Origin of the sequence: Gracilinema caldarium, from assembly GCF_029265695.1 — a bacterium.
Lineage (GTDB): Bacteria > Spirochaetota > Spirochaetia > Treponematales > Breznakiellaceae > Gracilinema > Gracilinema caldarium_A.
Window position 1 is genome coordinate 1 of sequence record NZ_JAJUHW010000064.1, and the last position, 11,137, is coordinate 11,137.

At 47.7% G+C, this 11,137-nt stretch carries 9 protein-coding genes and 1 tRNA gene; 7 read left to right on the top strand and 3 right to left on the bottom strand.

The window, feature by feature from the left end:
* From Q7P68_RS13255 to Q7P68_RS13265, 3 genes are all read left to right on the top strand, one after another.
* Window positions 1–1,239 (top strand): PP2C family protein-serine/threonine phosphatase (locus Q7P68_RS13255; protein ID WP_304226453.1); only part of this gene is annotated, 1,239 nt, incomplete at its 5' end.
* Between the two features lie 14 nt (window positions 1,240–1,253).
* On the top strand, window positions 1,254–1,580 hold the full coding sequence (locus Q7P68_RS13260) for an anti-sigma factor antagonist (protein ID WP_304226455.1): 327 nt from the start codon (window positions 1,254–1,256) through the stop codon (window positions 1,578–1,580).
* 5 nt (window positions 1,581–1,585) lie between these two features.
* Window positions 1,586–2,368, top strand: coding sequence for a M15 family metallopeptidase (locus Q7P68_RS13265; protein WP_304226457.1), 783 nt, complete (start codon window positions 1,586–1,588; stop codon window positions 2,366–2,368).
* Window positions 2,369–2,490: 122 nt separating this feature from the next.
* Here Q7P68_RS13265 and Q7P68_RS13270 read toward each other — a convergent pair.
* Both Q7P68_RS13270 and Q7P68_RS13275 read right to left on the bottom strand, forming a co-directional pair.
* A tRNA-Leu gene (locus Q7P68_RS13270) sits at window positions 2,491–2,573 on the bottom strand.
* 19 nt (window positions 2,574–2,592) lie between these two features.
* Window positions 2,593–3,939, bottom strand: coding sequence for a DUF1015 domain-containing protein (locus tag Q7P68_RS13275; RefSeq protein ID WP_304226459.1), 1,347 nt, complete (start codon window positions 3,937–3,939; stop codon window positions 2,593–2,595).
* Between the two features lie 125 nt (window positions 3,940–4,064).
* Here Q7P68_RS13275 and rpoN point away from each other — a divergent pair, with 125 nt between their 5' ends.
* A complete protein-coding gene (gene rpoN, locus Q7P68_RS13280) occupies window positions 4,065–5,426 on the top strand; it encodes an RNA polymerase factor sigma-54 (RefSeq protein ID WP_304226461.1) in 1,362 nt (453 codons plus the stop codon).
* Window positions 5,427–5,480: 54 nt separating this feature from the next.
* Entirely contained in the window at window positions 5,481–5,777 is a 297-nt protein-coding gene (gene hpf / locus Q7P68_RS13285; RefSeq protein WP_304226462.1) for a ribosome hibernation-promoting factor, HPF/YfiA family, read from the top strand.
* Window positions 5,778–5,866: 89 nt separating this feature from the next.
* Here hpf and uvrC read toward each other — a convergent pair whose 3' ends face one another.
* A complete protein-coding gene (gene uvrC / locus Q7P68_RS13290; protein WP_304226464.1) occupies window positions 5,867–7,795 on the bottom strand; it encodes an excinuclease ABC subunit UvrC in 1,929 nt (642 codons plus the stop codon).
* Window positions 7,796–7,872: 77 nt separating this feature from the next.
* On the opposite strand from uvrC, the gene Q7P68_RS13295 reads away from it, so the two are divergent.
* Together Q7P68_RS13295 and Q7P68_RS13300 are read left to right on the top strand one after the other, a co-directional pair.
* The gene (locus tag Q7P68_RS13295; RefSeq protein WP_304226466.1) at window positions 7,873–9,408 is read left to right on the top strand and encodes a LamG domain-containing protein; all 1,536 of its coding nucleotides are present in this window, start codon (window positions 7,873–7,875) and stop codon (window positions 9,406–9,408) included.
* A partial coding sequence (locus Q7P68_RS13300) for a tetratricopeptide repeat protein (RefSeq protein ID WP_304226468.1) occupies window positions 9,405–11,137 on the top strand: 1,733 nt, incomplete at its 3' end. The genes Q7P68_RS13295 and Q7P68_RS13300, both read left to right, overlap by 4 nt.

Sequence of the window (11,137 nt, forward strand, 5' to 3'; positions counted from 1 at the left end):
GAACGATTGGAAGATGGGCTTTCAAAGATCGATTATTCCAAAGGCCGCGATGTTGTTATCACCGAGTTTATCCAGCAGCTGCAAAGTACCATGGGGTGTTCATCGGTACATTTGCTCATAGACAACGATGAAGAACAGCTCGTTGTTGTTGGTTCTACAAACAACAAGATGGTTGCTGAATACAATAAGATCCCTCGGAAAAGTCCCGCTATTGATCACTTACTCAATGAAGATGTCTCTATATTGATTAAGACTGAAATCGTAACTAATTACGATTACCATACCGTAAAGGACGAATTGCTGGAACTCTTGGATAGTTACAATGCGGACGCCCTTGTTCTGCTCCGGGACGGCCGTTCCGTGATAGGTGCCCTATTGCTCGGCGCAAAATCGAACGGTTCCGAATTCCTCGATTATGACTACGATACTTTGCGGCGGGTATACGGAAAGTTGTTTGTTACAGCCTATTATCTAAAAAATATTGCCCAAGAATCTCTGGTCATGACGGTTGATCGGGAGCTCGAGTATTCGGAACAAATTATCCAGTCTTTGCAGGAAAACATGGATAAGATAGAGCACCATCATGCGGATATTGCTTTTATGAGCCGTTCTGCCCGTAAATTAGGCGGTGACTTTATCGATTTTATCCGTCTGACTAAGGACCGGTATATCTGCGTTATGGGCGATGTTTCAGGTAAGGGCCTTAACGCCAGTATGTCCATGATCATCTTAAAATCGGTAATCCGCACATACCTAAAGGAAACCAAGGACTTTAAGACCCTGATTATACGGGTGAACAGTTTTATAAAAGAGTATCTTCCGCGGGGCACCTTTTTTGCCGGCTTTATCGGGCTTTTTGATTTTAACGAACGAAGTCTTTATTATGTAAACTGCGGTATTCCTACCATGTTGCTGCTTTCCACATCGTACAATAACCCTGTCGAAATTCAGGGCGCCGGCAAGGTTCTTGGTTTCGTAAAGGATATTGCACCCTATATCAATGTCCGTAAGGCAGGATTCAAGGCAGGCGATATTCTGCTGGTGACAACCGATGGATTAATCGATGCTGAATCGGTACGGGGTGTACGGTTTGGTAAAGAACGCCTGCAGGCAAGTTTGCTTGAAAACAGGAGTCTTTCATCGGAACGGATTGTGCGATTCCTGAATGAAGATGTAACCGAATTTGTATCCCAGGAAATTAATGACGATATTACTATATTAACAATAAAGTTTATCTAGACTAAGGAGGCTGTATGGACCATCTCAATATAACCGAGCGGCAAGGCGATACCTATGTCATGCTCGAAATCATTGGCACGGTCAACTCATATACTTATAGCGATTTTCAGCAGCGGGTGTACAACCTGATTGAACGGACCAACCTCGTTCTTGATATGTCTCGGGTTTCAAGCCTTTCATCCTCAGGTCTGGGTGTCCTTATGTCAGCGGTAGAACTGGGACAAGAACGGGGCCACCGGCTTTATATTATGAATCCCAGTGAAATAGTCCGGATGGCCATCGATTCGACCGGATTCCCCGAGCTTTTTCCCATTATCCGATCGCTCAACGAGGTGCGTTGATATTGTTGAGTAATAAATTACTGCTTATCCTCGGCTTTTCATTTTTTCTTTCCCTGTGGAGCTGCATTCCCGCAGCTGCTCAGAAACAGGATGATCGGGACTTAAAAATAAGTTCGGCTCTTCAGAATGCTCAGCTTCCTGCAGACCTGTCTCGTCGTGTGTTAGAACAATATAAGCAACAGCCAGATCAATTTATAAAAACGGTAACTAACATCACCGCTCAGGATCCTTATCTGTGGCGTTTAGTTGACAAAGCTCATGGGCTCGATGCGGGCTATGAACCGGATGATTTAATAACCCTAAGAGGCGGAAGCTATCTTTTAAATCGTTCAGGCTTACAGCTGCGGCGTGCAGCTGCGGAAACTCTGGAAGTTATGGCAAAGGCAGCGAAGGCTGATGGAGTAACGCTTGTTGTTTCATCCTGCTATCGCAGTTACGGATACCAAAAACAGGTGTACGAACGGAATGTACAGCAAATGGGCCAGGCTGCGGCGGACCGGGAATCAGCCCGGCCTGGGCACAGCCAGCATCAGCTTGGTTTTGCAGTAGATTTTGACAGTATTGATGATAGTTTTGCACAGACAAAACAGAGTCAGTGGCTGGAAAAGAATGCGGGCCGTTATGGTTGGTCACTTTCCTATCCAAAAGATATGGAACATGTAACGGGTTACCGCTGGGAAAGCTGGCATTACCGTTATGTGGGGCCTGAATTAAGCCAATTTATCGATACGTATTTTGATGGGATTCAGCAATACGCCCTGGTCTTTCTGCACCATTATGTGCGTTAGTTCTGGTCCTTGCAGTCCCATCCTGGGCCCTCTTCCTTACCTTCGTTCGGCGGCCCCGCCGGTTCAAGTCCGACTGAAATAAAAAGGGGATTTAAGCTGCGCTTAAATCCCCCTTAAGCTTATGCCGGCGATCGGACTTGAACCGATACGATCTTGCGATCAGTAGATTTTGAGTCTACCGTGTCTGCCATTTCACCACGCCGGCGGCGAAATACGCCCCTATATTACACAAAAAGCCTGCGACATTCAAGATAGAATCGCTTTTCTATACCCTCTCCCATGGAAAAACTTTTTCTTGGCAGGGGGCCAGATTTGCCAACCGTACGGAACAAATCTTCTTTGCCAACCGGCGGCAGCAGCAGCGCTACCCGATTCTGCTCTTCGAGTGCAAGTTCAGCTGTTTCCCTATCGCCATGAATATAGTCTATGGAAACCCTCTCCTTGTTTTCTTCTAGAAAACTGTCAAGGACTGGCTGGAGCGGAACGGTGGCAACGGCGGTGCCAGAAATTTGTAAAAGCCTTAGACCTGAGGAAGATACAAGGCCATATTGAATAATGCCTTGTTTTGAATTTTTAAGCGCTTCCATTAAGTCTTCTGCGTTCGAAATAGGTTCTATTTGGGCCGATAATTTTTTTTGCAGCAGGTCTTCTATTTCATGTAGGGTAGTTCCAAAAATGATCCGGTGTATTGGTTCAAAATCAATGCCTTTGTCATAAATGTTTTCGATTTCCACCAGGGCGTATCGGGCCGGATGATTCATGATATCTCTATCATTTCCATGAATGCTTTTGTACTCTTCCCAGACTGCCTTGGCGGTAGCCAGCGAATGGTTCCCATCTCCGACGGCGTACAGGAACGGTTCTTCGCCAGGGGATCTTCTGCCATCCCGTTCAATGGCTTCTCGAACAAGCCGCTCCAGATTGTCCGCAAGATAGGTAAAATCATCTTCCGATTCAAAAGTCCATCCTTCGATAGTTCCCGCATTGGCAAGCAGGGTTGTGCTGTAACGAGGCTGGCGGTTCTTAATACGCTCACCGAAACCTTCTACAAGGCGGCGAGATGGATCATCGATAAGAACAATAATATGGGGGCTTTCCAGGGGCGCTCCGCGGCGAATTTCGATACGGGGCGGCAGCCTCTCTTTAACGGTTCCCTCTGTAGCACGTATGAGGAGCCGTTTTTCGCTTTGCCAGTCATAGCGTTCAAGATCCAGCGCAAGAACCAGGCCGCGTCGCTTGAAATGGTATGGTGTAGAACGTTCTATGTACATCAATCCATGGATAGGTTCATCAAAATAATCGGATTGAATGGCTTCTTGCATTGCCTGGCGTATTTTCATTATCCGTTCGTTTTTATCAGGATCTTCAAGGTATACTTCCGGAAATATCATCGGGAGTAGGCTGGGCTTGGAACCAATGGTTTGGCTCAGGTTGTCCCAAAAGTCACGGTCTTGGGTAAATTGATCGCAGGCTATGATTGCCCAGGTAGAGAGATCTATATGCTTACGGGGAAGCAAAATATCTGGAATTTTAGTGCCCAGGGCCGCTAGACGGTCTTCCGCAGATTTCATCGAACGCTCCTTCTTCAGTATGCTCTGGATAGTAGGCGACTCGGCGCTCAAGGTCAACGGTTGCTTGACAAATTGAGCCGCTGACACAATAGTTTAAGGAGAGATTTTTGAGCAAGGAGTGCTGAGTGCAGCTTCAGAGGCCGACGTTTACGCAGGAACAACGATTAAAGATGAATCCCCAGCTTTATCAGTCTATACGACTGATGGCTTTGCCGGTGGTTGATCTGCGTGAAACTATACAGGAGGAACTGGAGCGGAATCCTGCCCTTGAAATTATCGAAGACAAAACCACTATTTCCCTCGATTCGGCAATAAAAGAAGTTAAAGAAGAAGATGATTATTTTGAGGCTACTTCTGACAGCGGATTTACCCGCCGCGGTACCGATGAAGATGCGGATGAACAGCAAAAGTTTATAGAGGGCGCCCTTTCTCGTCCGGAAACGCTGCAGGAACATCTCCTATGGCAGCTCAGGCTTCAACCAGTAGATGATGATATTCGGCGCATTGGAGAACTTCTTATTCAGAATTTGGACGCCGATGGATTTCACAAAGAGCCGGTAGAGCTACTTCTTAAGGATGAAGATCCGGTAAAGGTGAAAGAAGCCCTTGATTTGGTGCGTAAACTTGATCCTCAAGGGACCTGCACTGCCAATTACAAGGAATCGCTGATGGTTCAGGCCCAGCTCCTAATTGATGCTCCTGAGGGTATCCTGGAGGCCCTTGAACACCTGGACCTCTTGGAACGGGGTAAAATTGCGGAGGTTGCAAAAAAAATCAGGCGGAGCGAGTCCCAGGTTCAGGAGATTCTTGAACGCATCAAGGAGCTTTCTCCTTTTCCAGGCCGCCAGTTTGATTCATCCGACGTCCGTTATGTGACTCCGGATGTACAGGTTGTTCGTAAAAACGATGAATTTGTTATTATATTAAATGATGAAGAGATACCGGTGTTGGGAATCAATCCCTTTTTTATGAAGCTCTCAGATGGCAAGGATGGTGACAAACCGGTTCGGGACTTTGTCCGCGAAAATATTAAGGAAGCTCGGTGGTTTATAAGATCCATAAACCAAAGGAACCATACTTTGCTTAAGGTTATGCGGGCTATTGTGGAATTCCAGCGGGCCTTTTTCGTTAAGGGACCTAAATATCTGGCTCCCCTGACTCTGAAGGATATTGCCCAGGAGATTGGGGTCCACGAAACAACGGTTTCCCGCATAGCTAATGGTAAGTATGTTCAGACAGAATGGGGTATTTTTGAAATACGGTACTTCTTTACCAATTCTATCAGCGGAGCCGGGTCTTCCGGCTCCCGGTATTCAAAGGAGGCGGTTAAGGAAATTATCCGTGAAATTATCCAGAGTGAGGAAGGGTCCCTGTCTGACCAGGACATATCGGATCTGCTCGCTCGGAAGGGGATTCCGCTCGCCCGGAGAACTGTTGCCAAATACCGAAAGGAACTGGATTTGGGGTCCTCCTATACCAGGTCTTAGCGGGACAGGCGAAGCGCTTCGGAGCGGTTTTAATACGAGCCACAGGAGGCAAACATGAACATCGATGTAAGGGCCGTTCATTTCACCCTTTGGGAAGGTTCCAGAGAATATCTGGACAAAAAAATTGCCCGTATCCCGAATGCGGAAAACATGATCGTGGATCTATTGGTAAGCTTAACCAAGGAAAAGGACTTTACAGCGGAAGCAACGGTCAATTTCCGTTGGGGCGTATCGGTTCATGTTAAAGAAAACGATTTTGAACTGAATGCAGCGATTGATAAAATGATGGACAAACTGGAAAGCAAAATTATTAAAGAGAAAGAGAAGGTAAAGGAAAAACACAAGGATTAATCACTTCTTGGGCTACCCGAGCGGTTCGTGGCAAGCTTTGTGGTTGCGTTGCAGCTGCTCTGACAGTACAGCAGGGGGGACAGAACGGTTTATTCCGTTCTGTCCTTTTTTTTATCCCATTCTGCCGCTTCAGCTGCAAGACTTGCAGCAAGACCCTGTTGCCCCCCTTCTTGGGGATAGGCAAAGTTGGCCATACGGGCGGCCTTGTCATGAACCGCCTGCTCCGCGGCCATTCGGACCGCCTGGGCTACCATTTCAGGACAATGGATAATGGAGGCAATATCGCTGTCCTTTGCATGGGCGATAGCTTCGATTGAGCCAAAGTGTTTAATTAGGATGCACGCCCGCCGCTGGCCGATACCTTCCACCGCTTCGAGGTTGGTAAGGGCAAGATCCTTGCTCCGTAAGCGCTGGTTCAAGCTCGTTGCAAAACGGTGGGTTTCGTCCCGTACATGCTGGAGTACCTTTAATGCTTCTGACCGCCTGTCAAGTCTAATAGGTTCCTTGGCATCGGGAAGCCAGAGTTCTTCTTCCTTTTTAGCCAGACCTACAAGGGGGATATTAAGCTGCAAGGCTTCCAGTACTCCCTTGGCTGCATTCACCTGGCCGATACCCCCGTCTATCAATATAAGATCCGGCAGTTCCTGGTCTTCCGCCACAAGGCGGGAATAGCGCCGGGAGACCGCTTCCCGCATAGCCCCAAAGTCGTCGATTGCCCCTTGAAGGCTGCGGATTTTAAAATAGCGGTAGTTTTTTTTGTCCGGAATACCGTTTTTAAAAGAAACGAGGGATGCCACGGTATGCCGTCCGCCAAGCTGAGCGATATCAAAGCCTTCGATCCGTTCTGGATACCGGGAAAGGGAGAGCAGCCGCTGCAGCTCTTCCAGGGCAGGACCAGCACCCCGTTCTTTTTGCCGCTTAAGCACGTCTTCCCGGGCATTTTGCTGGGCCATGGCGAGGATCGCCTCGTGCCGCTTTTCAAGGGGAAAAGAAATGGCAGGTGTGTAGCCAAATCGCTCATGGAGGGCCTGTAAAACCGATTCTCCAAGAGAAAGGTTCTGGTTGATGTAAATATACGGCGGCGGAGGCCTGTCAGGACTATAATATGACAAAATAAACTGGGCAAGGGATTCTTCCTCGCCAGCGGCTGAGCGGGTCCGGTAGAGTTCCCTGCCAGTCATTTTGCCTCCCCGCATGCTAAAGACCGTAAAGGTACTTAAAATGCCCGCATCTGCCCATGCAATGTAGTCCCGGCTTTGTTCATCAAAATCGACTACAGAGCTTGTCGCATTAAGCTGCTGAATGTTGGTAATCGCATCGCGAAGGAGGGCTGCCCGTTCAAAGTGGAGGAGGGCTGCCTCCGATTCCATTTCCTGTGTGAGCCGTGAAAGCAATGCTTCGGTTTGGCCGGTGAGGAGCTGAACCGCCCGTTCAATATGCTCCCGGTATGCTTCCTTGCTGATTTTATTGCTGCAGGGTGCGCTGCAGCGGCCGATATGGTAGTACATACAGGGGTGTGTCCGGCTGCGAAGGGTCTTGCATTTTCTCAGGGGAAAGAGGGTTTCGATAAGCTGCAGCATCGTATCTAAGGCCTGGACATTGGGAAAGGGGCCGAAATATCGGGACCCGTCCTGAACTATGTAGCGGGTTCTGAAGAGTCGCGGGTAGTCTTCGTTAGTAATACGCACCACAGGATAGGTCTTTCCATCTTTAAGGTTGATGTTATACCGCGGCGAGTGTTGTTTGATGAGAGTGTTTTCAAGAAGCAGGGCTTCGTATTCGGTTGCTACGATGATAGTCTCGATGTGACGGACATGGGCGAGCAGGGTTTTGGTTTTTATATCCTTTTCACCGCTGAAATAGGAAGTAAGTCGGTTTCGGAGTATTTTTGCCTTACCTACATAAATTATGGTCCCTGTTTCGTCTTTCATGAGGTAAACCCCCGGTTCAAGGGGAGCGTCTTTCACGAGTGCCTTAAGCTGGCTATAATGTTCCATATTTTGACTGCGGTTCACCATAAAAAAATCCGATATTAAAAGGGGCTTTGTAGGCCCTACTATTAATGTACCGTTATTTACAAGGAAAAGAAACAGCCATGAGAGGCCATATTATAATTCTCCTATGTATCTTTTCTATAAACCTGTGGGCAGAAGACCAGGTTATTTTGTTAGGGGGAAAACAGGGCTGGAACATGCTTGAGTCACTGGTTGGTGTAGAAGTGGAGACAAAGGGCCAGCTCACCAGTGCGCTTACCCTATCCAGCCGAAAACCAATAACGGTATACCCTGATTTATGGCTTACCTTTGACGAAGCCGGTTCTGATCGTTTTGCAGATACCATGGGGAACTATACTGTTTCTAGCGGCGCATCGGTGCTGCGTTCCAATGATTCCCAATCCAGGCTCGGTTCCGGGGCGGCGTTGTTTACGGGCATTCCTATAAGCCCATCCACAAAAATACAGGAAAGCGGCATTTCTATAAAACCAGAAAAGGGAGCCCTGTTTGCAGCTGGTTCCCGAATTGATGATTTTTCGCTCGATTTTTGGCTCTATCCTGCCAACCTGGAAAAGGGCGAACAGATTCTTACCTGGTCATCGGGTCGGAAAACAATGGCCGGCGAGTCGATTTTCCAAAGAATTCGCTGTCAGGTAGCAACGAATACGTTAGAATGGATTTTTTCTGACTTCTTTACCTCCGTGGATGACAGAAACAGGATCACCCTCTATCTCAAGGGTATCAGCAATATACAGCCAAAAACCTGGAGCCATCACCAGATTCGCTATGATGCAAGACAAGGACTGCTTGAGTATCTGGTAAACGGCGGTCTGGAGGCTGTTGTCTATACAACAAACACCCAGCGGGCCGGCGGTGAAATCTATACACCGAAAATTGGAACAGGCGGCCTTTTTGTACTCGGTGAGCGATACTCTGGGTTGATTGATAATTTTCGAATTTTGTCTATCTACCTTGAAGCAGGCCCAGATTTAAAATATGCGCTTGAAGGGGGCTATTTTGTTACCAAGCCCCTGGATATGATTTTTACCGATTCGCTGGTCCTTAAGGTGATGGGAGACATCAGAAGTCCGAAAGAAGGTGCGGTTCCGCCCCAGGTACAATTATTTATAAGAACCTCAAACAATCCCTACCAATGGGGCCCGGATGATACTTCATGGATTCCGATAGAACTCGGAAAGGCTCTAGGCCCGCAGATAAAAGGTCGTTATGTGCAGCTTAGGGGTCAATTATATCCTTCTTCAACCGGGGAATCTGCCCCACGTCTTAGTAGCCTTACTGTTGTATATCAGGAAGATGCTCCTCCATCTCCGCCCTCACAGGTGCAAGCTATAGCACGGGACGGTGGGGTTGAACTGATGTGGAAACCTAGTCCAGACAGAGATTTGGCGGGTTATGTAGTATACTATGGTACAGCCCCGGGGAATTATTTTGGCACCGATGCGCTTATGGGGCCGTCGCCCCTCGATGTGGGCTTAAGAACATCAATTCTTATCGACGGATTGCAGAATGGTAGGGTATACTATTTCTCAATTGCGGCCTACGACAAGGCAAGCCCTGCCCATATCGGAGCATTGTCACGGGAAGTAGCGGCCCGCCCCTTAAGGATGGAACGATGAGCCCAATAGATACGTTCAATATCATGGATCGTGCCCGGGGAGCATCCCGGGTTGGAGATCATGCCGAAGCTGAACGACTGTTAAAGCAGTATTTAGAAAAAAATAAAAATGATCGTGAAGCCCTTTTGCTGCTGGGTGCTACCTATGCTAAATCGGGTAATAATGATGCGGCTTTAGATGTATTCCTTTCCCTGCTCGCAAGTAATCCTGATGATTTAGAAGCACTGAATAATATCGCAGTTATCTACCGCAAAAAGGAAGATCTGAACAAAGCGCTTGATGCGCTGGAACATGCCATAGATATCGATCCGACCCGTCCTGAACTGCACTACAATTTGGGAAATGTGTATAAGCAGCTAGGCAACTATAAGGCTGCATCCATGGCCTATGCCAAGGTTATTGAGCTGGACCCTCGTTATGTTCCTGCATATAACAATTTGGGTACCATGTATGACCGGCTCCAGGAATCGGAAAAGGCCTTTACAGTCTTTCAGAAGGGGCTGAGCCTGGATCGCAATAATCCGGTACTCCATTTCAATTACGGTCTTGCCCTGGATTCGAAAGGAAAATTTGAAGATGCGGTCCGGGAATATGAAGCTGCCCTCCGATCCCGGCCTGGCTGGGTAGAAGCGCTGAACAATTTGGGAATTATCAGACTTAAACAAGGGCGGCATTCGGATGCGCTGGAAGTATTTAATCGTATTTTGAATATTGATCCCTTTAATGCGGAGGCCCGTAATAATATTGGTGTGGTACTGACCGATCAAGGTAAATATAATGAGGCTATTAAGTATTACCGTCAGGCTATAGAAGCGGAACCAAAATATGTAAAAGCCGTGGTTAACCTTGAACACGCCTTGGAAGCGATTGGGCATCCCGGAGATGCGCTCATCGAACTAGAAAAGCTGGTAAAACTGGTTCCCGACAGCTCAGAAGTAAGAATAAAACTTGCTGCTCTTTACCTGAAATTGCAGCGTTATCCTGAGGCTCTCGAACAGGCTACCCGTGCTCTGGAATGGGACCAGGATAATATTCAAGCCCTGCGGATACAGGGCGCCGCATATCGGGCCATAGGTAAAAATGCGGAAGCCCAAGCCTGTTTTGAGAAAATCCTTTCGATAGACCCTGGCAACTTTGCCTTTTATCTTGATTTGGCCGATCTTCATTTCCAGCGGAAGGAGTATCAGGAAGCTGAAGAGCGGATCTTAGCCTTTTTGCGGAGAAAGCCCCAGGACAGGAATGCAAAGATGATGTTGGGCCGGCTATACGCCGAGACGGGAAACAAGGCCCATGCTATAACGATTTTCGAGGAATTGATAAGAGATAACCCCCAAGATGTAGAGGCTTTGGCAGCCCTGGCAGAACTCCATAAAAAATCTGGAGATATAGAAAAGGCTGTTAAGACCGCCGATACGCTCATCAATCTTCAGGGAAAACGGGCTACATCTGAGGATCTCACGAATCTCAACAGGTCGTTGGAGTTGTACGAAGAGGCTGTTCGGTCCTATTCGGCCTCTCTCCAGGATATTTGGGAACGAAACCTTCAAGCCCTGCGGCAAAATGAGGAAGTAAAGGCCGCTGAGACCCAGGAAGAAACGAATCCCTTGCTGCTGAGCGCCATTGATTCAATTCCGGTAGAGGAAGAATCGGACAATCTCTTTATTGAAGATGTGGAAGAATCCTTTGATGAAAACGAGGATGAGGAAGAGGAGTTAGTGCTCGACGATGA

Excerpts from the sequence above, each read along its gene's own strand:
- Q7P68_RS13260 (WP_304226455.1), top strand. The coding sequence starts at position 1,254 with ATGGACCATCTCAATATAACCGAGCGGCAAGGCGATACCTATGTCATG.
- Q7P68_RS13275 (WP_304226459.1), bottom strand. The coding sequence starts at position 3,939 with ATGAAATCTGCGGAAGACCGTCTAGCGGCCCTGGGCACTAAAATTCCA.
- hpf (WP_304226462.1), top strand. The coding sequence starts at position 5,481 with ATGAACATCGATGTAAGGGCCGTTCATTTCACCCTTTGGGAAGGTTCC.
- uvrC (WP_304226464.1), bottom strand. The coding sequence starts at position 7,795 with ATGGTGAACCGCAGTCAAAATATGGAACATTATAGCCAGCTTAAGGCA.
- Q7P68_RS13295 (WP_304226466.1), top strand. The coding sequence starts at position 7,873 with ATGAGAGGCCATATTATAATTCTCCTATGTATCTTTTCTATAAACCTG.